This is a genomic window from Paenibacillus sp. JT31N17, assembly GCF_056269255.1.
Map to the genome: position 1 here is coordinate 1,811,437 of NZ_JBWDNP010000001.1, position 24,557 is coordinate 1,835,993.

General features: G+C 46.0%; 17 protein-coding genes and 3 pseudogenes. 5 read left to right on the forward strand and 15 right to left on the reverse strand.

Going from position 1 to position 24,557, the window contains the following annotated elements; all coding sequences use genetic code 11:
* Window positions 1-154: 154 nt before the first annotated feature.
* From AC0YOB_RS07585 to AC0YOB_RS07595, 3 genes are all read right to left on the reverse strand, one after another.
* On the reverse strand, window positions 155-1,837 hold the full coding sequence (locus AC0YOB_RS07585) for an extracellular solute-binding protein (RefSeq protein WP_475792253.1): 1,683 nt from the start codon (window positions 1,835-1,837) through the stop codon (window positions 155-157).
* A 103-nt stretch (window positions 1,838-1,940) separates the two neighbouring features.
* Window positions 1,941-3,566 carry a response regulator transcription factor gene (locus AC0YOB_RS07590; protein ID WP_475792254.1) on the reverse strand — a complete coding sequence of 542 codons (1,626 nt, stop codon included), beginning with the start codon at window positions 3,564-3,566 and terminating at the stop codon, window positions 1,941-1,943.
* Window positions 3,538-5,223 (reverse strand): sensor histidine kinase, encoded by a 1,686-nt coding sequence (locus tag AC0YOB_RS07595; RefSeq protein WP_475792255.1) that lies wholly within the window; start codon window positions 5,221-5,223, stop codon window positions 3,538-3,540. Before AC0YOB_RS07595 ends, AC0YOB_RS07590 begins: the two co-directional genes overlap by 29 nt.
* A 321-nt stretch (window positions 5,224-5,544) precedes the next feature.
* Between AC0YOB_RS07595 and AC0YOB_RS07600 the strand changes: the two genes are divergently transcribed.
* Both AC0YOB_RS07600 and AC0YOB_RS07605 read left to right on the forward strand, forming a co-directional pair.
* Window positions 5,545-6,408 (forward strand): ABC transporter permease, encoded by an 864-nt coding sequence (locus AC0YOB_RS07600; RefSeq protein WP_475792342.1) that lies wholly within the window; start codon window positions 5,545-5,547, stop codon window positions 6,406-6,408.
* Window positions 6,409-6,431: 23 nt separating this feature from the next.
* Entirely contained in the window at window positions 6,432-7,310 is an 879-nt protein-coding gene (locus AC0YOB_RS07605; RefSeq protein WP_475792256.1) for a carbohydrate ABC transporter permease, read from the forward strand.
* A gap of 1,091 nt (window positions 7,311-8,401) precedes the next feature.
* On the opposite strand, the gene AC0YOB_RS07610 is transcribed toward AC0YOB_RS07605, so the two are convergent.
* Window positions 8,402-8,821, reverse strand: coding sequence for a hypothetical protein (locus tag AC0YOB_RS07610; RefSeq protein WP_475792257.1), 420 nt, complete (start codon window positions 8,819-8,821; stop codon window positions 8,402-8,404).
* A gap of 212 nt (window positions 8,822-9,033) precedes the next feature.
* On the opposite strand from AC0YOB_RS07610, the gene AC0YOB_RS07615 reads away from it, so the two are divergent.
* Window positions 9,034-9,309, forward strand: coding sequence for a transposase (locus tag AC0YOB_RS07615; protein WP_475792258.1), 276 nt, complete (start codon window positions 9,034-9,036; stop codon window positions 9,307-9,309).
* A gap of 452 nt (window positions 9,310-9,761) precedes the next feature.
* On the opposite strand, the gene AC0YOB_RS07620 is transcribed toward AC0YOB_RS07615, so the two are convergent.
* From AC0YOB_RS07620 to AC0YOB_RS07665, 10 genes and pseudogenes are all read right to left on the reverse strand, one after another.
* Window positions 9,762-10,202: a hypothetical protein gene (locus AC0YOB_RS07620; protein WP_475772657.1), complete on the reverse strand. Its 441-nt coding sequence runs from the start codon at window positions 10,200-10,202 to the stop codon at window positions 9,762-9,764.
* A 660-nt stretch (window positions 10,203-10,862) separates the two neighbouring features.
* Window positions 10,863-12,257, reverse strand: coding sequence for a glycoside hydrolase family 32 protein (locus AC0YOB_RS07625; RefSeq protein ID WP_475792259.1), 1,395 nt, complete (start codon window positions 12,255-12,257; stop codon window positions 10,863-10,865).
* Between the two features lie 21 nt (window positions 12,258-12,278).
* Window positions 12,279-13,439 (reverse strand): glycoside hydrolase family 172 protein, encoded by a 1,161-nt coding sequence (locus tag AC0YOB_RS07630; protein WP_475792260.1) that lies wholly within the window; start codon window positions 13,437-13,439, stop codon window positions 12,279-12,281.
* 21 nt (window positions 13,440-13,460) lie between these two features.
* Entirely contained in the window at window positions 13,461-14,294 is an 834-nt protein-coding gene (locus tag AC0YOB_RS07635; RefSeq protein WP_475792261.1) for a carbohydrate ABC transporter permease, read from the reverse strand.
* Complete coding sequence (locus AC0YOB_RS07640; RefSeq protein ID WP_475792343.1) at window positions 14,291-15,205, reverse strand: carbohydrate ABC transporter permease; 915 nt, start codon at window positions 15,203-15,205, stop codon at window positions 14,291-14,293. Before AC0YOB_RS07640 ends, AC0YOB_RS07635 begins: the two co-directional genes overlap by 4 nt.
* Window positions 15,206-15,316: 111 nt before the next feature.
* Window positions 15,317-16,738 carry an ABC transporter substrate-binding protein gene (locus AC0YOB_RS07645; protein ID WP_475792262.1) on the reverse strand — a complete coding sequence of 474 codons (1,422 nt, stop codon included), beginning with the start codon at window positions 16,736-16,738 and terminating at the stop codon, window positions 15,317-15,319.
* Between the two features lie 277 nt (window positions 16,739-17,015).
* On the reverse strand, window positions 17,016-18,791 hold the full coding sequence (locus AC0YOB_RS07650; RefSeq protein WP_475792263.1) for a sensor histidine kinase: 1,776 nt from the start codon (window positions 18,789-18,791) through the stop codon (window positions 17,016-17,018).
* A gap of 14 nt (window positions 18,792-18,805) precedes the next feature.
* Window positions 18,806-20,389, reverse strand: coding sequence for a response regulator transcription factor (locus AC0YOB_RS07655; protein WP_475792264.1), 1,584 nt, complete (start codon window positions 20,387-20,389; stop codon window positions 18,806-18,808).
* 286 nt (window positions 20,390-20,675) lie between these two features.
* Window positions 20,676-20,870, reverse strand: a pseudogene (locus AC0YOB_RS07660) (response regulator transcription factor); the annotation flags it as partial.
* A 231-nt stretch (window positions 20,871-21,101) separates the two neighbouring features.
* A pseudogene (locus AC0YOB_RS07665) lies at window positions 21,102-21,827 on the reverse strand (histidine kinase); the annotation flags it as partial.
* A gap of 166 nt (window positions 21,828-21,993) precedes the next feature.
* On the opposite strand from AC0YOB_RS07665, the gene AC0YOB_RS07670 reads away from it, so the two are divergent.
* Window positions 21,994-22,371: a hypothetical protein gene (locus tag AC0YOB_RS07670; protein WP_475792265.1), complete on the forward strand. Its 378-nt coding sequence runs from the start codon at window positions 21,994-21,996 to the stop codon at window positions 22,369-22,371.
* 416 nt (window positions 22,372-22,787) lie between these two features.
* Window positions 22,788-23,099: pseudogene (locus AC0YOB_RS07675) on the forward strand (transposase); the annotation flags it as partial.
* A gap of 222 nt (window positions 23,100-23,321) precedes the next feature.
* On the opposite strand, the gene AC0YOB_RS07680 reads toward AC0YOB_RS07675, so the two are convergent.
* Window positions 23,322-24,227 (reverse strand): GNAT family N-acetyltransferase, encoded by a 906-nt coding sequence (locus AC0YOB_RS07680; RefSeq protein ID WP_475792266.1) that lies wholly within the window; start codon window positions 24,225-24,227, stop codon window positions 23,322-23,324.
* Window positions 24,228-24,557: the final 330 nt, after the last annotated feature.

A 24,557-nucleotide genomic window follows, 5' to 3' on the forward strand; every position in this document is an offset into this window, starting at 1 on the left:
ATGATTTACACGCTCATTGTAATACCGGGCAGCGCGTTCTAATAGATCGAAACTTTTAAGGGGATATATGAATATATTCAGATTCTCCCGCCAACGAAAAAGAATCGCCCTTCAGCTGCCAGATACAGCGGCTGAAGGGCGACGGCAGTAAACATTAGTTCCCGCGACTTTTTGCGTAAGACTCATTCACTTCCCGGGCGACTTGCTCTCCACCCGCGCTGTTATATGCTTTGATGAAATCGTCAAACTTCTCAATGGGAACTTTGCCATATACAAATTTCAGCAGTTCTTCAAACTCCATCTTATCCAGCAGCGCCCCTCTATCGATTTGTGTCCGGGTCGGCGCACCGTTATATGCGCTCGCGATATACTGGCCCATCGTATCATAAACCGTAGCTATGGCTTCCATCTGATCCGGATTTTGCTTATAGGAAATAGCCGCCTTCTTCTCGGCTGGTGTTTCAGGTTGTTCTCCCTTGACCAACTTCGAGGCCATCTGCATTTCCAGATAAGGGTCCTGCATGGGCGCGATAAAAAATTTATCCGGAAAAATTTGCAGTTTGTCCGGGAAATCATTCTCCTCCACGGACACCGTGCCGTCCGGTTTGGTCACGTAGTCGTAGCCTTCTTTGAATCCATTCTCAAACGCGCTGCCCGCAGGAGGATTCTTATATTCGAATATTTTGTTCAAATACAGGAATAACGCATCCATATGCTTGAAATCCTTATGCACAAGCAGTCCGCTCGATTTAAAGTTCGTATCCATAGATCCCCCTTTTCCGTTATCGGATGGAATCGGGTACGCCTTCATCGCTGCGCCCGGAACATTTTTCTCCATATCCCCATATGGCCATCCGGCCGACCATGGCGGGGAGACAATGATCCCTACTTTGCCTTGCATCGCAAGCTCCGCAACTTTATTTTCGTCATGCAAGCCGACCTCTTTGCTGATCAGCCCGGTCTCATACCACTCTGCCAAATGGGCGATGCCTTGCTTCATACCGGGTTGGAGGCTTCCGTATTGCAAAGAGCCATCATCTCCTTTCACCCATTGCCCTGGAATAGTTCCGTATGGTCCGAATACCCAGGTACTTTCGCCAAACCAGCCTCTTGTACCGGATTTCAAGCTCAAACCTAACGGAATCAAATCCGGAACGCCGAGCTTGTCGGCGTTATCCTTGAAGGCCGTAAGCACTATATTCAATTCATCAAACGTCTTCGGCGGCTGCAGATCCAGCTTATCCAGCCAATCTTGGCGAACCCACATCAAGCCATTGTTTTGACCCGCCCGTTCAAAAACCGGAATTCCCATTCTTTTGCCGTCGCGTTCAACGATCTCCCAAAGTGACGGATCACTGTAAGCAGCCTTCATCGCCTCGGAAGCATACTTATCAAAGTCGGCCCCGACTTCTTTGTATTGGCCAGATTCAAGCAAGTCGCTAAGCAGCGTTCCTCCCGACCATAATACATCGGGGAGCTTCTCCCCCGACGTAAGCATCAGACGCGTCTTCGTCTCCGTCTGGTCTTTTGGTACAACCCATAAATACTTAAAATTGATGCCTAGTTCTTCGCTCGCCCACTGCGTAACGAAATTATCTTCGATTTTTTCACCCGGCTTCGTTTCAATTGTCGAATCGCTGCCCGCGACAACAGCGATCGTCACCGGCGGATCGAACTTTCCGTTTTTGAATCCTTCAGTTGCCGTTGTCTGGCTGTTATTCGTATTGCTAGGGGTATCGTTCTTCGAATTCGCACTATTCGAAGAACAACCCGAAAACAAGGTCATCAATATCACCGCAGCCATCCCTGCCATTGCTGTTCTCTTAAACGATCTCATACATGCCCTCCCCCAGTACGTGAAATGTTTTTACTCATTCATTCTAATATGACCATGTATCCGGTAAGTAGATGGAAACTTTTAAGGGGAGTATAGAAAATATTTAGATTTTAGCTAATCGGTATTTCTCCCGGTATTCCTGTGGCGTCATGCCGTGGTGACTTTTAAATAATTTGCTGAAGTAGGGTGCATTCTGAAACCCTAGTTGCTGAGCCAATTCATAGACTTTGATATCGGTCGACCGCAGTAAATAACCCGACTTCTCCATTCGATGACGGTAAATGTAGTCGCTAATATTCTCACCCGTCAACTGCTTGTAAACGCCGGATAAATATGCTGGATGCAAATGAACATGGTCGCCTATCGCCTGCAGCGATATGTCGACTGATATGTTTTCCTCAATGAAATAGAGTACTTTATGCACCAGATTAGCGTGTGCATCTTTCGCCTCCTTATCAACTAACGATTCCAGCCTGTCCAGCATGGACTGAAACCATTCCAAAATTGGGGAAATAGAGCCTGTGAACAGCGTGTAGTCAAAGTTGCCGCCGATCTCTTCGCCGGCCAGGTCGACAATCGATACACCTTGGAGATGGGCCATATAGGAAAAGGCATTATAGAATGATGACGTCACTTCCAGGATATGCTCTTGATCATCCAATTTTTTCGTGCGCAGTTCCTCGAATACGTACAGAATCTTATTTCGGGCATCCTGGAATCGACCAGCCTCCAGCAGCTGCATTACGGTAGGCGGTTGATATAACTGCGGTAAAGGTAGGACATGATGATCAATCGCTCCCTCCTCAAGCCGGATAAAAAAACCATGATCGCTTCGGGGCAGTTTACGAAATTGGCTGAGCAGCAGTCGATAAACCGACACAATCTCTTTCTTAAAGAACCGCTCATTGAAGCTGAGCAGTACCGAGACCTCCCCTCTAAGATAACTGTTAATACACGCCTGTACCTGCTTCGCCAGCTTTCCCAACAAAGAGTCCTTCTCTTTTTCCTGCTGTTTCGGCTTGATTAACCATACCAAATAACCCAGGCTATCTCTGCAGGACCACAGATCGAACTCTTCCTGCATCAACTCATTGACAATATTCATTACCGAAAATTCGTAGAGTGAAAGCTCATCGTTGTTTGATTCCAGGTACCATTTCTCTAATCGAATCATCAGCATATAGAACGGATCCCCTGGTGAAAACCGGACATCGTACACTCTCAGCTTTTCCGCGATTGCCGGTTCGGAATAATGGCTGCCGGAGAGAAGGTCATTAAGCAGGTTTGAACGCAGTAAGGGCAGGTTTTGCCGAAGCGTTTGGATTGCGCGTTCCGCCGAACTCACCGCTTCCCATTCCTGCGCAATGGAATTCAGCGTCAAGGTTACAACCGCAACCAGCTCGGCATCCTGTACGGGTTTCAGTAAATAATTGACTGCCTTGGTCTGGATAGCCTGCTGCGCATATTTGAAGTCAGAGTAGCCCGACAAAATAATACATCTTGTTCGTGGACAGTGCTCCTGCACATATGCACAAACCTCAAGTCCGCTCATCCCCGGCATCCGAATATCCGTGACCACTATATCGATCGCATTCGTTTCCAGCAGTTGCACAGCTTCAATGCCTGAGCCGGCCGTATACACATGATGAATGCCTATTGAGGCCCAATCGATTTCCATCATGCTGGTTAACAGCATCGGTTCATCGTCCGCGAGCAAAATACTTTTCAACGTCCGTCACCTCTTCATCTTGATTACTATCCCATCTCAAAGTCACACATAATCCGGTCGAATGCTTCGACGGAGACAAAGTCAGATCAGCGCTGCTCCCAAACCGGTATTTCAAACGCTGATTCACGTTCCAGACACCACAGCCCATATCGTGCAAAAGCGAGCTGTTCAATTTATGCTGTAGTGAAAACAAGCTTTCGCTCGACATGCCCACCCCGTCATCCTCCACCATGATCACATGCTCATCTCCTTGCCTTTTTCCGGTAATCGTAATTTGCCCGCTGCCCATTTTGGGTTCCAGGCCATGGACAATGGCATTTTCCACAATAGGCTGAAGGATCAACCTCGGAATTTTACTATTCATCATTTCTTCGGGAATATCTATCGCGTAACTGATACGCTCGAGACGCATTTGATAAATATTTAAATAAGTTATGAGCAGATCGACTTCTTGCCGCAGCTCGGGGGTTTGGTTTTCAACACGCGTAGAATAACGATAGTAATCGCCCAAGCTGTATGCCATGTCCATTACTGTTTCTTTCAGACCCATCTTGGCCGATCCGGCGATAAACGAAAGGCAATTATACAAAAAATGAGGATTAATCTGCGATTGCAGCTGCTTAAGTGTTGCTAACCGGGATCGGTTCTGTTCCTCGTACACATTTTCGATCAAATGTTTGATTTGGATGGCCATCTCGTTATACCGATAGGTCAAAAAATCAAATTCGTTATAATATTTCTTGGATATATGGTAAGAAAAATCACCCCTTTCGAATGCCTTTAATGCTCTGATCAGTTCCGCAATGGGGACCTGCACGTACCGGTACAAAAGTGCCAATGCAAGGAAACTCATCAAAAGGAGCAGCGCGGTGCATGTATAAAACAGGTTGCGGCTCTTAATGATTGGGGAGACGATGGACTTCAACGGTAAATAATCGACGAGATAGACGTCAAGCAAAGGAATATAAACATATGCCGCAAAATATTCTTGTCCATCTATATTTAGTTCGAGGTGCCCTCGCTTACCTAACCCCTTCTCGAAAAGCTTCTCTTTCAGATGCCGAATTAATGACACATTAGGCGTCTCGCTGGCAATGAACTCGCTTTCGGCGGTAAGCAGAAACGGGTCCCGCTTGCTCTCACCCTTGTAGGTTTCAAGCATATTTTCAATGCTGGAGCTATACAGCTTCGTTTCAAAAACGGCATTTACGTTCGCAGCATCCTTCTTCCAAGGGTCCGAAAAATAAAAATCGAAATAGCCGTTATCGTCATGTCCCGAATGATAATCCCATTTGCCAATGTTCACCTGTCGAATATGTTCCGGTTTGTATGCGTCATTCTTGTCCGTCGAAATCCGCATTTGGACATCGGGCAAATACACGGTCAAATCGTTTTTCCAGCCGCCGGAAAAGCTTTGCAAATATAATTTCTCCTCCAGTATTGGCCTGTATTGCGTCATGCCGTAATAATCTTTCGTCAGCACGCTTTTCTCAAGATTCAATACCGATGAATCTCTTGAAAAGGTGCTCGGCAGAAACGTAAATCGATCTACTATTGTTTCTATTTGTCTTTTGAGGAAATCCAGCTGATTCTCATTATTGCTGACAATCTCTTGGTTGATGACTTTAAGACTCGTTTGGTTTGTATACGCATACAAAACCAGAATCGGCAGAAGCAGGCTTAGAATTACCATGTTCATGCGAAAAAAAATCGTCCTATGCTTATGCATACAGCTTTCTCTCCTTAAAATAACAACGGATATCTTAAAAATGAGTTGTTTACAGCAAATTGGGCTCTCACCTAAACTACATTTATTAAATACTTGAAGGGTTGCAAAAAAAACCGCTGTCGATATGCAAGACTCAACATTAAGGGGAGAGAGGCCATGAGATTAAAGTCTAATATAGCACCGACTTCTGAAACCTACAACACGCCCTCAAAGCAGGCCCGTAAACAGACTACGCCAAAACAAAACTGGATGCTGCACGTCATGCTGGTCCCGGGGGTTTTATTGGCGCTGATTTTTAACTATCTTCCTCTGCCTGGAATCGTAGTGGCGTTCTTGAACTATAAGCCATGGCTTGGCTTTTTTGATTCCACGTGGGCGGGCTGGGATAACTTCAAACTTATGCTTGACTTGAAAGATATTCACCAAGTCATCGTAAATACGCTGTTAATTGCTTGTCTTAAAATTATTTTGGGGCAGGTCGTACCGATCGTGTTCGCCCTACTGTTGAATGAGGTTCGCCAAGTTTTCTTCAAGAAGACCGTACAAACCCTGATTTATTTGCCACATTTCCTATCATGGATTATTCTGGGTGGCATACTGCTTGATATTCTGTCCCTTGACGGCATTATGAACCGTTTCCTCGCCTTGTTCGGCGTAACTCCGGTCATGTTTCTCGGGGATGGCGAATGGTTTCGTGCTGTGGTCATCATTAGCGATATATGGAAGGAATTCGGGTTTGCGACAATCATTTTTCTGGCTACGCTGGCGGGCATCAACCCCGCTTTGTACGAAGCAGCCGAAATCGACGGCGCCGGCAGGTGGAAGCAAACGATTTATGTTACGCTTCCATCCATGCTTCCGATCATCATCGTCACGTTTACTTTGTCACTCGGAAATGTGTTGAATGCCAACTTCGATCAAATATATAACCTGATAAACCCTCTTGTCACTGAACAAGGCGATATCATTGATACATATGTTTTCCGTACTTTCCAGGAAGGAAACTATAGCTTCGCCGCGGCAGTCGGCCTGTTTAAATCCGTCATAAGCTTTATCTTGATCACCTTCTCGTACTGGGCCGCGTACCGGCTGGCCAATTATCGTATTTTTTAAAAAAGCTGAAGGAGGGTGCGATCATGTATTACAAAAATCCTGCCTATCGCGTTTCTTATTATTTCATTGTCGCGATTCTGATGATTTCCGGTATCGCCTGCGTGCTTCCGATGGTGCACATTTTGATGGTATCCCTAAGCGGAAGATCGGCGGCGAACGCAAATCTGGTCACTTTTTGGCCGATTGACTTTACCTGGACGAATTATGCTAAAACATTAGGTAACGCCGCCTTCTACAAATCATTTCTCATTTCCATCGAACGGACGCTGATTGGTACCGTACTTTCTATGCTGATAACGTTGTTAACGGCTTATCCGTTATCGATGTCGAAATCGGCATTTCGAAAGAGGAACGTTTACGTGTGGTTTTTCGTTTTCATTATGATTTTTAGCGGCGGTCTGGTTCCCTACTACATTCTCATTCAAAAGATCGGTCTGCTTAACTCATTTTGGGTATATATCATTCCCGGGATGCTGAACGTTTGGAACGTCATTTTGATGATGAATTTTTTCAGAAATTTACCCAAGGAGCTTGAAGAGGCGGCTCTTGTGGATGGCGCTCATTTTTTCAACATTCTGTTTCGTGTTTATGTGCCGATCTCCATGCCGGCCATCGCCACACTTTCGTTATTTAGTATGGTTGGCCATTGGAACGACTGGTTTACGGGGATGCTGTTTATCAATTCTCCGGACAAATGGCCGTTGTCCACCTTGCTGCAAACCATTGTGGTAGCGATTGATTTTAACAAGCTGGGGATGACACCATCCGATGTGGAGAACCTTTCCCAACGCGGTGTCAAGTCTGCGCAAATCTTCATCACGATGCTACCTATTCTGATTGTCTATCCGTTTCTTCAGAAGTTTTTCGTCAAGGGAATAGTGCTGGGCGCCGTAAAAGAGTAGCGACCCTTCATACGCATAGAAAGAACAGGTTGAAAAATCGCCTGTTCTTTCTGATGTGGATTGGATTAATAAATTTTTCGGATCGGCTGCAGCAGCAAGATAACTGATCCCCCTGGGCAAACATAGCAAAGCGCATGCCGATGTCAGCATGCGCTTCTAAGGCTGCGAAGTTTTCTTATTCTTCTTTAGCCGTTTCCACATATGTTTTGAATTTATTTAAAATCGCCTGCCATCCGGCTTGTGCCAGCAATCGGAAGCCTTATTCCATGGCATATCCTCCTTATATGAATATGTTATTATCAAATAAATACCATAACTACCATTATCAGTCGATACGTATGAAGTGCTCGTCCAAATCGGTGGTTAACTCGCGTACTGGCTGCCCCCCGGAGTGCCTGGCGGCGGTTGCCCGCCGAAACTTATTTCTGAATGTATGAAAAATCGAGTCCATGGAGCATCTCCTATCGATCTATGCAAATTCTTTCGCAAAGGCTTCCAAGAACAGGCAGACCTGAACCATGGCAGCGAAAGTAGAAGAATTCCCCGATGGATAGATGGAATACCGATTGAAGAAGAGAATGGGACTTCCTTCAGAGATGAGTTTCGAACAGCTTAATACTGTATGATCAGGAAAATGCTGCGCTGTAACTCCTTTTTTTAAGAGACGGATTGTAAATCTAAGTGACAGTTCACCCATGAACGATTCGTAAACAGACATCCATCCAAGTCATTTACGAGTGGCGATGGTTGATGAGGCGGACAGCCGTCTTTTGCCGATTTAACAAAAGCCCCTCCCGCCGTTTCGGCAGAAGGGGCCAGTTCGAAAAATACTCATGAACTGCCAATTGAATACTCCATTTTAATGCTTCATACATCCTCCCTTATGACCTTAGGTATTATAAGCTCAAATCTCCATTATTAGTTATTTCCATCCGGCTCTGCACGCTGTTGATCGTCGTACCGAACAATTTCAAAACTTGTTGAGGCAGCTCCATGTGAATGGAAGTAGCTCTGGGTATGGACGAGTATATAAAGCAAGCCTGCAAAGCGCGATGTCATTCTCCCTTGGCATGATGTTATCACAGACAGTTCTAATGCCTAGACGTAAATTTGAAATTTCCGTAATCAATCACGATAATTTCACCTTTATAACCCAACCTTAAATTGGTTAAACTCGGTCCTTTATGAGTCATGGAATACATATCAAATGGATTAATTCCGCTTCGCCTAAATTTCCTTTTTAAACTTCGGTATTTTTTTCGATATTTAATTGAATTGCAAAAGGGTTTTACGTATTTCTTCATAATTAACCAGCCATGCCCATACTTTGTGACTTTACCTAGATGCTTTCTTAAATGACCTGCCCGCTTTGAATGATAAAGTAAAAATTCAGTCTTATTACTTAGTAAGCCAGCTTTTGATTTTGCAACTTTTAGAACATAACCATTACCCAGATCATAAACATTTCGCTTGCGACCCGAACCGATCAATTTTTTCTTTTTGTCCATCATAAGTTTCTCTCCTTGGTATCGATAAGCAATCATGGTTATCCCGCTAAGTAAAAATATTGTAAATAGAATATGTAATAAAAAATAAATTGCTTGGGTATTTCCACTTGTTCCGCTCTCTTTCTCGGTCCGAGGCTTTTCGTTCGTCCTTCATATTCGATGGGTTTATTTAATATTCCTATTCAAAGGCAAGCAAGGTCTGTCGACATGACAGTATGGTGTACGCCTCACAAAGTAAAGATTGTAACCAATGTCCATTGCGTTCTAACCGCTTCAGTAAGACAGGTACTCGAAAGACGATACAACGCCCATTATTTCAAGAAGCTAAAGAGCGAAATGTAGCACGTTCAAAGACAAGGACATACAGGAGAATTCAAAAAGCGAGGCGTATCTGGTGTGAGGGCAGCCTTGAAACCATGAAAAGATGTCACAACCTAACCCAGACATACAAGAGAGGCATTCGGAACACCACCGAACATTTTAAACATTAAGCGTATGATAAAAGCAAAATAGTGGGAGGATAGACGCCGAAAGTCACAGTAAATGATGAGGGAAATATGCAAAAAAAAAGTGAGGCTAGGAGAAATGCTCCCCTAGCCTCACTTTGTCAACTGCCCCGTCTACGCAGACTGGACAATGTTCTTAACATCATAAATATACATTTTGTAAACCCTGTTGATGTTGGGCTAACGTTCAACTCCTTGAAAAAGGAACTGGGTTGGTCATAAATAAAAGGGCAAGCTGCTGTTTGTGCCAGACCGGGAAATCGGTTCGTTTAATGCCCTCTTTTAATTCTTTTAATCGATGTATCGTCAACCGGTTTAATTCATTCGATTTACTGATATTGAAAATTGTGCACCTTTTATGATGCTACAAGAAGTCATGATCGTTTTTTTATTCTCAAGATGCTCTATCTCTCCCCCATGGACGGGGGGCAGAGCTGCTATATTTTTCTGCGAAATCTAAAATTCCCGTAATCAATCACGATTATTTCTCCATTTTTCTTTAAGCGCAGGTTTTCATAATTAGGCTTACCATTCCGTCTTAGAATTTCATATGGAATAATACCGTTCTTTCGAAAGAACCTTTTAAGTTTATAAAGTTTCCGTTTATATTTTTTGAGGCGAGAGAATCGCCGTTTATATTTCTTCATGGTTACCCAATGATATTTATTTGCATAACCAGTAATTATGCCAAGCTTTTTTCTTATTGAAGTTGGGGATGAATAAAAAGTCATTACTTCTTTCTTATTGCTTTTAATTCCATATTTTGATTTAGCAACTTTTAAGACGTAACTTTTGCCGAGATCATATACAATTCTTCTCGAGCCTATTCCGATGATTTTTTTCTTTTTTTTAATAGTTGATCTCTTATTTTTGTTCATATTTAAATCCCCCATAATCAATGATCACGATCTGGTTATTACGTTTTAAACATAGATTAGGAGCATGTGGTTTTTCATAATGACCCACGCCTTTTGATGGGATGATTTCATTGTCCAGAAATTTATTACTATTAATTTTTCTCCTATATATTGGTTAATTATTTATGTTTACTTCTGTCAGGTTCATGTGCTCGTTCATTTTAATCAAGGCAATAGCCTCGTTCTCAACAAATTGATGATCCATAATTGCACCATTTTTACGGATTTTATTTTATCATATGTTGAGAACCATGACCTGAACTGGGCATTTATATTAAGTAGTAAAAAAAATGACCTTTGGGTGACACACACATCTGCATTAAAGAATTCTGTGACAAGGTTCAATGTTAAAAGCTCGTTAAAATTGCGATCGAACTTGTGCCTTCTCCACCCATTTATCGGATCTCAGGCTTTCGTTAAAATTGACATGTTGGTGGGGTTGAGATCTCGGGTAACCTGACGGGACCGTATATCTAAATCCCCATCGCCTTCAAAATGAAACAGGCGTTCCTCGTATGGGATATTTTGTATACTAGATCCTAGTATAATACAAGAATCAATATAATAATGCGAAAAAAGATGACTCCTGAACGTTTTCTGGAGTCATCTTCAAATAAATAATTAAACCTCGGAACGGATATTCGCTGCGTTCATTTTCCAAATGTCCATTCTGGAGACAACCGGCTCGCTGCTGCCGCTAAGCTCGATACCATCACTATCCTCTAATGAAGGATAGGCTCTTGCGGTGAGACAGGTTTCGTTATCCACGAATACCTCAACAATCGACTGATCCGCAAAAATACGAAGATTCACCGTACCTTCTCCAGGAGGCAATTCTCCCCTAACCGGCGTCTTATGAACATTCGGGAACAGGCTGGACTTGGATCGGTCAATCTCCACTGTGTTCGCCCCCAAATTCACGCGTACTTCCGTACGCTCGGATCTACATGGCGAGACAAATACGGAAATAACCAATTCACCTTTCTCCAATTCCGCTCGGTCTACCGTCAGCAAGCTCTCGAAGGACGTTGAACGTACGCCTGTATTCACAGGATCCTGCCCGGCACGGATATTCTCCAGACTGAATTTCTCGCCTCTCAAAGTCTCCAGCTCCGGAACCGGCACCATCGCGATCGCACCGTTCTCCTTCAGTTCAACAATCCGCGGCAGCGCAAGTGCCCCTGCCCAGTCCAGCGTCGCCGGGAATTCTTCGCCTCTTCCTTCCGGAATCCACCCGTGCATCACCCGGCGCCCCTGCTCATCTACAAATCCGGTGGAGGCATAATAGCCTTCAAAGCCGCCGTAGTCCACGGTGCCATGCTTCCTAACATCCGTTAATTTATCTTCGCTGAATGTGCCAGACACGTAACGGACCTGCTTGCTTGGCGAATAGAACACGACCGCTTTATCTCCAAAGCGGAAAATATGCGGGCACTCCCAGATCTGCTCGTCTCCCTGATGAAAAATTCCTATGAAGCTCCAGTTCTCTAAGTCATCGGAGCGATAAATAAAGCTGCTGCCTTTGCCTTCGGCCCGGCCGCCAAGCAGCATCCGCCAGCCATCCTGCTCCCTCCAGACGTATGGATCTCTCCATTCCGTCACCTCAAGCCCGCCGTGCAGCTCGGCTGTTAATACCGGATTGATGTCCTGCTTCACCCAGGTTGTCATGTCCGTCCCCTTGGACATCCATTGCTGCGCCCCGTTTGTCGGGTTTCGGTTGCCATCGCCGATGCTCGTATAGAACTGAATCACCTCATCGCCGTTCAAAACGGAGCAGCCAGAGAAGACATGAACTTCGCCAAGCTCCCGGGAAGGCGCCAGAGCGATTGGTTTATGCGTCCAGTTCACCAGATCCGTGCTTGTGGCATGTCCCCAGTGAATATCGCCCCATTCCGACTTTGAAGGGTTATGCTGATAAAATAAATGATAAACGCCATCCTTCTGAAAAGGTCCATTCGGGTCATTCATCCAATTACGTGGTGCCGTAAAATGATACCTCGGTCTATATCGATCCATGATTATCGCTCTCCCTTTCAATTAGAATGTCCGATAGAAGCGTCTCGCACTTTCCTTCTCGGCAAGCGGCAGCCGAAGGGCTACCGGCAGCATTTCGGGGAAAGCCTTATGCGGCTCGCGCTGATACCAATAGGCCACCGACGAATAATCGTTAGACTGCGCATTCCCGTGCCCATGCTCAATGCTAAAGAGAATTGATTTTCGGAAGATGATCGGATCGGTGATGTGATAACGGTACTGCGTCATTTTGCCGGAATAATCGTTGAATGAGATCGTGTTGCTCTCCTTCCAGGCATTGCCGTTCTCCCGAATCGGTGCGTACAGCGATAAGCCGTGGTAAGGCGCATCATATTTGCCTGACGGATAACCCCACGCAGCGCAGAAATAATCTTCCGTTCCTGTACCATGCAGGCGTGGCGGCCACGGCTCCCCGTCGATGAAGAACATATCATCCCCTTCGCCCGGCCAGCTGAAGCCCGGAACAGGATTAATATGATCAATACTCAGGTTACAGCCTACATAATGGCCTTCGCCTTCGGCATCCAGCAGAACGTAGTTGTCATCGCCCGTCAAGTTTTTCATCCCGCATACTCTATCGTCAATGGCATAATTCGGCTTATTCTGCTGATCCTGCTCCGCCTTAAGCTGGTCCAGATCAACCGTCCCCTTGGTCGGATTCTCTCTTCTCCACGAAGCGTGGAAATAGAAGCTGTCCTCGGACACCGGCTGCTTCACGTAGTCCACATAAAAGTAGAGCACCATATCGTTCTCGCACTCGTTTACGATCTCGATCCGCGCGCTTTGGCGGAACGGCATTTCGAAGAAGCAGTTCATGGCCGCCTTATTTTCCACACCGCCTTGGGTCGTAATCATGTTAAGGGGCATGGAAACGTAGTGGCTGGCCACGCCATGCCCCACCCCGAAGAAGTCGCCGACAGGCGAATCGACGCTTGGCTCGTTCTCTCCGTCCCAATACATGCGGATTAGAACCTTGCGGAAGGCGTATTTGTCCCGGGCGCCAATGGTCATCCAGATATGCCTGATAATCCCCGAGCCTTGAATATTCGAGATAACCGCCGTTGTTCCTGCTTTAATATCCATGAAATCCCGATTGCCGCCGGTTCGGTCCCAGCTGGAGTCGCGATGGGAAGTTCCTTCTTTGCGCAGATAAAGTTCGTGCATTGTTATCGCTCCATTTCCTAATTAGCCTTTAATTCCCGTTAAGGTGATACCTTCTACAAAATACTTCTGCCCAATAAAAAACACGATAATAGCGGGAACCAGTACGACCGTTGCCGCTGCCATCATCAGATGCCATTCCGCCGCGTACATGCCCTTGAACTGCTGCAGCCCTAAGGCCAATGTATATTTGGACTCGCTGTTCAAATATACAAGCGGTCCGAGGAAATCATTCCAGGAACCTAAGAAAGTAAACAATCCAACTACGATTAGAGCAGGCTTCGTCAACGGCACGATAACCGATATAAAAATTCGCCAGTGACTCGCCCCGTCCACATAAGCAGCCTCATCCAAATCCCGCGGGATGCTCATAAAGAACTGACGCATGAGGAAGATATTAAAGGCTCCGCCTCCAAACCACGCGGGCGCAACCAGAGGAACAATGGAATTGGTCAGTCCAATCTTGCTCCAGCCCACAAAGGAAGGAATAAGCGTCACCGCGTAAGGCAGCATCATGCTCGACAGCAGGAGACCAAACATCAGATCGCGGCCCCGCCATTTCATGCGCGCGAAGCTGTAAGCGCTGATGGAACAAGTAATGACCACGCCGGCTATCGTAAGAGCTACAATAATTACTGTATTGATAAAATACCGCCCGAACGGCAGCGTCGTAAGCGCAGAGAAAAAGTTCGAGAAACGGATGGGATTCGGAATCCACACGGGCGGCATCTCGAAGATCTGCCCCATGTCCATCAGCGCGCTGCGCAATAACCAGACGAGCGGGAGCAGGCTGAACGCGCTTCCGGCCAGAAGCACAGCATATACAAGCGTTCGTTCCATCCAGGTCTGTCTGGTCATCGCGTTCCATCCCCTTCGTAATAAACCCATTTTCTCGAGGTTTTGAAAATAATAATGGTCAGCACCATAATAATGGCGAACAGCACCCACGCGATAGCGCTCGCGCTGCCCATGCGGGAGAACTGGAAGGCTTCGCGGTACAGGTAAAACACGTAGAATAGACTCGCGTTATTTGGGCCGCCGTTTGTCATCACGTACGCCTGGGAGAAAATCTGAAAGCCGTTAATGATACCCATAATAAGATTGAAAAATATCGTAGGGGTCATCATCGGGACGGTAATATGACGGAGCTTCGCAAAGCGCGAGCCGCCATCCATCTCAATGGCTTCATACAGCTGTCTCGGAATGTCCTGCAGCCCGGCCAGGAAAATAATCATGGTACCTCCCGTCGTCCACAGGTTCATCATCGCAAGCGACGGGATAACGGAATTCTCGCCGAATATCCACTGGCTCGTCGGTAGTCCCAGCGATTGCAGCATTTCATTCGCTAACCCCAGATCCGGGTTAAGCAGCCACAGCCAAATAAACGAAATGGCAATAATCGGAACAATGGAAGGCAGGTAGAAGATGGTCCGGAATACCGCTTTTCCTTTAACATCCCTGTTCAAGAGAAGCGCGATAAGAAAAGAGTAGATAATAGCCGTTGGTACACTCAGAACAACAAAATAGATGGTGACCCCAAGCGACTTGTAAAAGTATTGATCCTCGCCGCTGAACATCCGTTTGTAATTGTCCAGTCCGATAAATTCCGGTACATTGGTGCCTGAAAAATCCGTAAAGCTCACATAAAAGCTGTAAATCATAGGGCCAAGCGTAAACAGGATAAAGCCGAGAATCGCAGGTGATGCAAATAGGAAGCCATTCAGGTCGTTTTTCAGCGCTTTGCGTTTGGGCTTTATGTTCTTCTGCATTTCGGTCGAGATGGCTGACATGCAATCGGCTCCTTTCTAACGGATAGAGGGGGCGGTCTTGGTCCTGCTTGCTATGCTCTTCTCTGAACACAGGGCCGCCCCCACGACCGATTATTTTAAGTAGGTACCCTTCACGAGCGGTTTCACTTTAGACTCGATTTCCTTCATCGCCTGCTCTGCCTTCTTCTTGCCGAGCCACACCTGATCCAGGGCAGGGCCGACAGCAGCATCGATTTCGACGAAGTTCTTCACGTTGTTTTCCGGGGATGGCACTTCATGCTCGTAGGTCGATTTCATAACGGCATCCTGGAAGCCGGCAGGTCGGCCAGGCAGCTCTTCGCTTGCCCATTTGTCGATGAGCGCAGGATCCTCGTACCATTTTTTCAATTGCGGCATCCACAAGCCTTGATGCATTTCCAGCACATTGTTAGGATCCGTCAGGAATTTGGAGAATTCCCACGCTTCCTTCGGATGCTTCGTGCTCTTGAAGATAACAAGCGAGCCGCCATGGAAGAAAGTCTTATAATCCTTCAAGATCGGCAGTACGCCAACGCCCCAATTGAGCTTCGTCTTGCTCAGATCGAGATGGTTCCAGCTTCCATCAACTACCATGGCAACCTTCTTCGATTGCAGCGCAGTTGCTGGCGCAGGAATGCTGCTCGCCTGAACCGGGGATGGAGCAACATGATCGACGTTGATCAGGTCGGCAATTTTCTGAATAGCTTCCGTAGCTTCAGGTTTCGACAGTCCAAACTCTGTCCCGTCCGCGCTCAGATAGTCTCCGCCATTGGACAGGACAAGCGGCATGTAGCCGTTCCATCCTAGACTGTATTTCACGCCATACTGTTTGATGTTCTTCGGATCGAAGCCCGGATCATCGGGGTGTTTGCCGTTCCGGTCGATGGTCAGCTTTTTCGCTGCAGCCACGAATTCGTCCCAAGTCCATGCATCCTCCGCTTTGGTCGGAGGCGTCTCCACGCCGGCATCCTCGAACATGTCGGCATTATACATAAGGCTTGGTGTAACAGATGCTTGGAAAGGACCCGCACTCTTGTCCGTATCCCAGTTCCACCAGGCATAAGTCAAATAGTCTTCTTTCTTGATGGTCGGGTCGTCTTTCATCAGGTCGTTAAAGTTATAGATCAGGCCCTCTTCGCCCATTTTTAATTTCCAGGAGCCCGAGTAACTGACATCCGGCGCCTCGTTGCCCGCGATCATCGCGTTCAGCTTTTGCAGGAAGTCGTCTCCCGGAATGTGCAGGCCTTCGATTTTGACATTAGAATTCTGCTTTTCAAAAGCCTTGATAGCATCCTCGATCGCTTTCTTCTCCTGAGGACTTCCCCAGTAAGTAAACTTCAGCTGCACATTCTCTTTGCTGTCCGTTGCCCCGCTTGTATTGGCTGACGGACTACTGGATGAGGAAGAAGAACCGGAATTGCCGTTCTCGTTCCCTCCGCAAGCGGTTACAACGGAGACAAGAGACAAACCCAGAGCAGTCAGTAAAGACAATTTACGCAAGCTTTTCCTTATCATCAAATGATTCCCCCTCATTTTCATTAGTTCGCTGCAGCGGCTAATTCATAGTCTAGCGTCTTCCCTCGGAAAAGCCTATTGAACAATCTTTCGTTTTGCGGACGATTTTACGATCATAGAGCGTGGGGCGGTTAAATGGCAGACTGCGCTGGATGGTGGTTAATGTACAGGCTGTGCATTCAAATATCTTCCGATCGCTGTTGCTCGGAATGGCGGAGCCTTTGTATTTGAGCATAGAAAAAGCGATGCAGGTATTGACCCTGCACCGCGTATTTTATTACTCATGAGGCTTGTACGGGAATTTCAGGCCGATGCGGGTGCCGAGGCCTTCCTCGGACTCGATTTCGATGCCGTAAAGACTGCCGTATAGCAGTTTGATTCGCTTGTCTACATTACGGAGTCCAACGCTTCCGCCTTGCCCGGGCACCCGGCGGTCTGCATTTATTCCACAGCCGTTGTCCTCCACGATAAATTGCATATCGTCTTCGGACTTGCGGCCGTATACGGTTATAACGCCGCCCGACTCCATATTTCGGAAGCCGTGAATGATGGAGTTTTCGACGAGAGGCTGCAGAAACAGCTTGGGTACGCTTGCGCCAAGCAGCTCGGGATCAATCTCGAAGGATATCTCGAAGCGCTCGTCAAAACGGCTTTTCATAATAACCATATAGTCCTTCAGCCAATTCAAATCAGCCTCAAGCTTGGAGGAATCCCTAGTATTATCTGTCGTGTAATGGAGCATACGGGAGAGACTAATCAGCATGCTACTCACCTGCTCCTTGTCTCCATTAACCGCCATCCAGTTCATAATATTGAGCGTATTGTAGAGAAAGTGGGGATTGAGCTGAATGTTCAACACCATAATCTCCGTCTCTTTCTCCCGCAGCTTCACCACGAAGTTCTCGTCAATCAGCTGCCCGATTCTCTCATTCATGCTGTTGAACTTCGTGAGTACATGCCCGAACTCATCCTTGCTGGGGCTTGGCACCTCAATCCTGGCATTGAAATCACCCGTACCAACTCGCTTAATGGCAAGAAGCAGCTTGTTAACAGGCAAGGTTATCCGTGAGGAAATCCAGTAAGCGAACAGCAGCGATATGATCAGAAGGGATACGCCAAGCGTCAGAGTAAAGGCATTGATGGTCTTGGTTAGACCGGCAACCAGCTCTTTCGGAGGAATCAGTACAACCGACATCCAGCCGGTCACGGCAGAAGTAGCAAAGCAGGCAAGCATTTTTTCCCCGCCTATGGTGAGCATAGCCGTACCGCTTCCCTTCGGCCATAAGGGCTGAAGCCATTCTGCGCGAGCCAGACTATTCTCGTTCTGACTCGCTATTATAGCTCCATCGGCATTCGCTACCAAGTAAGAAGCGCCGTGGATCGGAATACTACCCTTAAATACGTCAGCATACAGGGATTCCTGGAAGTTCATGATCAGATAAGGCCGCTCGGAGCCGCTCTTCGCATGCACAATAATGGTGTCGCGGACACAGGACGGACTGATTTCTCTGACAGCCGAGAACAGATGGCGATACTCCAGATCTGCGTCGTCCAGCTCCGGAAGCTTGTACATCGAGGAATAATCATAGGTCGGGATCCAGGCTATGCTTCCTTTCTCCATCCTTGCGTTGGTATACATATCCGTCTCGTAGAACTGCTTTGGCGGGAATGTGTTTTTCCCCTTATCCCCGTACAAATAATTCCGGGTTGCCAGCTGAACGGAGTAGAGATAACCGGACTGCGAGAAGTACCGGTTCAAAATCTCCTTAACTTTTCTATCCGTTTGAAGCTGCTTTAGTCCGTCCTTGCTCGGAGCGCCGTTAAAAAGCTGAAACAGATCGCATTCTGTCATCAGAGACAGGCTGTCGTTCTGTAATTTAAGCAGCCGCTCGTCGATCAGCTGGTTGTTTTTCTTGACGATTTCAAGCACATTATCACGGGCGAGCTTTTGGATAGTTTGCTGGCTTGTGAAATAGAAGCCTGTCCCCAGAATGGCAAGCGGCAGCGTAATCAACACGATGTAGGAGATAATCAATTTGTTTCTAAGCCGCATAGCATAACTTCCTCCTAGAACACCATGTTCTTACGGTATTCTTCCGGAGACAATCCGGTCTCCCGTTTGAATATCCGTGTGAAATAGCCGGCATCCCGGAAACCGACGGCGAACGCAACCTCGGACACCTTCCGGTCAGAATCACCCAGGAAGGCTTTGGCTTTCTCGATACGCAGCCGGAGCAAATATTCCGTAAAGGTAAGGGAGGTCTGCACCTTGAACAGGCTGCTGAAATACGCTGGACTGAAAAAATAACGCCTCGCAATCATCTCCATAGACAGCTCCTCCAGGTAATGCTCCTCCAGGTAATCGATACACATCTGGATAATGACCTGACTCTTGTTCTTCTTCCGATTTTCCATTCCATCGATGATTCTCCCCAAATAATAAGAGACCTTCGAGGTTAGTTCTCCCAGCGATGGACAGGCGGGCAGCTCAAACTCCATTTCCGAAATGAGATTGCCGGCTTCCTCTCTGCCGATCATTGCTTCATTGTTTTTCGTCTGGGTAACCATCATATACATTACTCGTTCCTTGAGATGAACAGGTGACGGACGCTTGCCCTCCAGCAGTTGGCTGATGAACTCCTCCAATGCCTCTTCCGCCAATTTCCGGTCCAGCTGCGTAACGGCAGTTCCGATTTTAGATTCAGATGAATAAGGCCGCAGGACTGGCTTTTTCGGATCGTAAGCGATTTCAGAAAAGATAAGAAGAGAGCTGTAACCCTGATAAAAGGTAAAATCAAGAGCGTCCATCGCCTGCCTGAATGAAAGATGGATATCCCTATAAGGATCGGCCATAATCTCGCCTACCCCAATGGCAACAGGCAGCCCGAACTCAAGCTGTACCCGGCTGATAACTTCGGCTAGTTGAACCAGATCACTCTGCAGCAGCCATTCGACCTGATGCTTCGGTGAAAGGATCGAGACTAGAAGCGGCTCCATACCGTCCAGATAAAAAGAAATCGAAGAACCAATCAAGTCCAATAACGGCTGAAACCATGACTTGAAGCTCAGCTTGGACTCTTTAAACTCCTCTACTTGATTGAACTTTAAGGTTATGACCAGCGCAGCTTTCATATCCGGAAGGAGACGGGAAATCTCTTCCCGGTCACCGTCACTGAGCTCCCCACGTGCCCACCTGTTTAAGAGATGCTGTTCATATACGGGTACAGTAGAATGAAGCTTCCGCTTCAGTGACTCTTCTTCGAGCATTTGCTGCTTCTCCTCCTCCAGGGAGGCCTCCAGCTTGCCCAGCATTTCACTCATTTCTTCCTGCTTGAGCGGCTTTAACAGATAATCAAAGGCTCCAAGCGTTAACGCCTTCCTTGCATAATCAAATTGCCCGTATACACTGAGGATGACAATTTTGATGCGGCATGACTGCTTGCTTAAGGCTTCAATTAACTGCAGCCCGTCTATATTAGGCATCCTGATATCAGTAACGATGATATCGACCCGATTATCGCGTACAATCCGCAGCGCTTCTTCACCGTCTTTTGCTGTAAAAATACGATATTCCGGTCTAAGGCTCCGCAGCATATCCGCAATTCCGCGGCGGTGATGCGGCTCATCGTCGACGACCAGTACGCCGTACATATCTATCCCTCCAAATGAAACAGCTCTATCATTCTCTATTAATGCTTGCTATTATTTCAAATTCGAGTTTTCAGGTCAACAAGAAAAAAAAAGGATGACTTCTGACACAGGTTCAGAAGTCATTCTTATTGATCAAAATCTATTTTTTCCACTGTACTTTCCGGGTCTAACATACTATAAGCGGCAGCTGTTTTCTTTTCTTGAAGATATTCAATATTTTCATTTTTTTCTCCTCATTCGAATTTTCTCATTTCATAAATACATTCTAATAATTTTCTGATTGTTTTTATTTCACAAGCTTCATTCGAATTGCAGTGACCACTGCCTGAGTTCGGTCCTGGGCCCCAAGTTTTTGAATGATATGGTGTATATGCGTTTTAGTGGTGCCTTCGGATATACATAGAATCGCAGATATTTCATGATTTCGCTTACCGTATGCCAGCAGCTGTAAAACTTCCGTTTCACGCTCCGTCAAGGTGCCAAGGAACTGTTCTTTCCCGGTTAAATCAGGTGCGTGCTTGAGTGTGTTCGTTAACGCTTCTTGCAAAATCCTGTAAAGGATTACGCTACATTTAACCGGCCATTCTCCGATAGGTCCTATTACTTTGTATTGTATTCTCATCAGAGAATTGGCTTCGATTTGGGAGATTAGGCCTTTCAATGCGATCGGTCCTAGACCCTTCTCATCATCAGACCATTCCTTTACTGCAAACCTTACCTCATCAATCCCTTTCCTAGCAACTTTCAGAATTTCGTCCACGCTGTTTGACGCCGCATGCGGATCTTTCGGAATCATCAGCTTTAGGGCTTGAAGTTGAACAATAAGCGAGGTCATCTGATGACCGAGCCCGTCATGAATGTCGCGCGCCAGTCTTGTACGTTCCGACAACGCCGCATAACCCATAGCCTGGACGGTTGTTTGCTGCAATTCGGAATACGCCGCATTCAATTGTTCTAGTTGTTTTCGGTTCGTTCGATCCGCTTCACGAAGCAGGTTTTGGTTTTTGACCGCTATATACATCAGTACAGCCGCGATTAGAGCGCCATAAGAAAAACCGTCGACCATCATCATGCCAAAAATAATGCAAACGGTAACGGCAGCGAGCGTAACGTTCCAACGGTTCCATCTCTGGTCCGCTACACCCAGCATATACAACAAAGGCCAGAAAATGCGGTGATCAGGGTATTCGGAATGACCAGTACGAATGATGACGGTTATGCCAGCAAGAACGCAAATCGCAATGACGTACCTCTTAACGTTCCACCAGCCTTTAGGCGCTGCTGCCATCCAAATGTAACAGACCGCGAAAACAGCGTAAACGATAAGTACGTGGATACGTAGAAATGGATACTCTGGCACGATTAATACGAAAAAGGCGACGATAAAGGTGATATGCACGGCATGTGTGTCAAGGCACCGAAATACGTTTTTATTCATTGTTTTTTTCCTTCAATCGGTTGGTTTACTTCATCATAACAGATCATTCCACCTTCCTCATCAATCGTTCGATATAGACACTCAAAAAAAATCAACCCCAGATAGACGCAAAACGAATCGCATTGTGATATTTTTTGTGTGTGAAAAAAAACGAGGAGTGAGTGCCATGGAATGGGCCCGAAAAAAAGATGTCAAAGAAAAAGGAAGAAAAAAGTTTTTTTGTATAGAATTAGTTAAGAAACGATGGCCTTCTTTAGTCGCGCTGATCATAGCGGCCTCAGGACTTCCTGCTTCAACTGACCCCATGTCGTTAATCTTGTTTCTCGCAGCGCTTGTCTACCCGATTTCAGGTGCAATTCGCGGGCATCTCCACGGGGTTCGTATTATCTTGATACAAGCGATCGCATTAGTTTTATTCGGCGTCATCTCATTAGTATCCGTCTACGTCAACAGAGAAACAGGACTGATACTACTAGCGGCAGGTTATATTGGCCATACGGTATGGGACATCACCCACTACCGATCAGGGAAGATCGTCAGATGAGGGTATGCGGAATTTTGTGCGGTTTTGGATTTGCTTATTGCAGTCTTACTGCTCGCCCCGATATTCCTGTAGAGCGTTAAATTTCCGCTTTTCAAAAAAACAAGCGCCTCGGTACGATGGGAGTACGCAACGGGTCATAGCCCTTTAAATCCCATCATCTTAGGAGGACGCTCTACTATGAAGTTTAAATCGCAGGACAAACAAAATCATCGGATTGAAAAAATTTCGGCCCAACATCTAGTCGTTGGGATCGACATCGCACAGCAAACACATGTCGCTCGTGCGGTTAACTTTTGAGGAATCGTGGTCGGTAATCCTCTATCCTTCTCCAATGATGAGCAAGGTTTTCACAGCCTTTTTCAGTGGATCCAGTCGCTGCAATCTGCCCATGCTTTAACGGCGGCCATTGTTGGCATGGGGATTTGAGCGGATTTGTTCATGGTAATGCCCTACTGCGGCATGCTGGCCTTACCCTAACAGAAGCAAGCTCAGGCAAATGGACGGGACAGATGAAAATTAGCAAACGGGGACGATCCCGCCTCTGACGTTTCATCTTCATGATGACGATGAGTTTGGTCATGAACAACCCAGAGTCCCAAGCGATACATGCACACAATGTGCAGGTGAAGAAGATGAAGAAAATGAGGTCCATTATGAAATGTTGTGGCAAGTTAGCTCGAATACTTGTTGGGATGGCTCGCAGCGGCGAAGCCTACACCCCCCCTAAAAACGTTGCCTTTTCAGTTAGCAGCTTAATCGATACCTATCGTTTCGTTGTACGAGTTTTGGGAAGAACATGGAGGAATAGCCTCCCCCTCTATTTCCTCACGCCTCCATGTTGTCCAGGTCTATGAAGTGGTCACCCGAGCTTCCTTCATACATGTCTAACAAGGGTGAAATCCTGCGAATAAGCGAGCATTCGTGAGAAAACTTAATCGTACCGAGGGAGCTTAATCTTCTACATGTCGGTACGGCAGATGAAATGTAGTTTGCACTAACCCCGGATAAAATCCGAAATTATAGTATAGTGATTCTGCAGGATTCCCAACAGTTACAAAGAGACGAAGAATGTCATACTCTTTGTTCAACACAGTGGATGCTTTCTTTAATAATTTTGTTGCGATATGTTTTCCACGATATTGAGGAATCACAGCGATGTCAGCTATTAATGGGAGATCTTCCCACAAAGATACTAAACAGACTGCTACCGCTTGGCTGTTTGATTTGTCAAATACGATGCAAGATGCCTTTCTTAAGACTTCTGCTTTGTTATTCGAGAAATAAAATTCAAGATTTTGCTTATGCTGCTCTATCGTATTATCAGCTGATAATCCAATACTATCAATGCCTGAATAGGATTTAAAACACAACTCAACTATCTTCTCGATGTATTCTATAGTTGGGGTCACAATCTCCAATTCTTCTCCCCAGTCTTGTGATTCAAAAAATTCGGTTGGTCTTATCATTATTCGCCTTGATTCAATGGGCATAAAGCCCAAACGCAAAAAATGTTCTATTTGATATGGTAATATTCCATATGCGTGAATTGGTTGGCTTAAATCAGAACATTCTAGAAGAAGCTTTTTCAACCTCACAAGCAATGGAAGTGTATCAATGAATGGTGGTTCTGTGAAGAAAGAGGATAATGAATTTGGTTCAATACAAACACCGCCGATTCGCTTGTTCTTATATGTAATCCAGTAACTAGAGGTGTCATCATCAAAAATAGACAATCGTCTTTCCCAGCTTTGTCTAAAAAAAATGTTTTCTCGATATGTTGTGTAGTGTATTGCAAATTCCTTAAGATCAGCCTTAATTAACATGAACTCGTCGTCTAAGATATAGTTTGAATTCAATTTATCCTGCCCCCAATAAAATGAAATAACTTATACTAATGGTGATTATAGCAAATAAACCCTCCTATTTATTGGTATTAGTTCAATGAAATAAACTAGCCTGACCTGTTAGCTCTCCACAATACTCTTCAGGCCTGCGAATATTGGCTTTTTGTTCAGCTTAAGACAGTTTAGGTGATGCTGATTCGAGGGGGAATAGGAAAAAAGAAAGGGCCATAATACACTGGTACCCATAGACTGGACACTTTGAAAAAAGGCGTTCAGGCTGTGGGTACCTTTTTTGTATACTGGAGTAAGCAATGGAGGGATTACATGAGCAAGAAGCTTTTT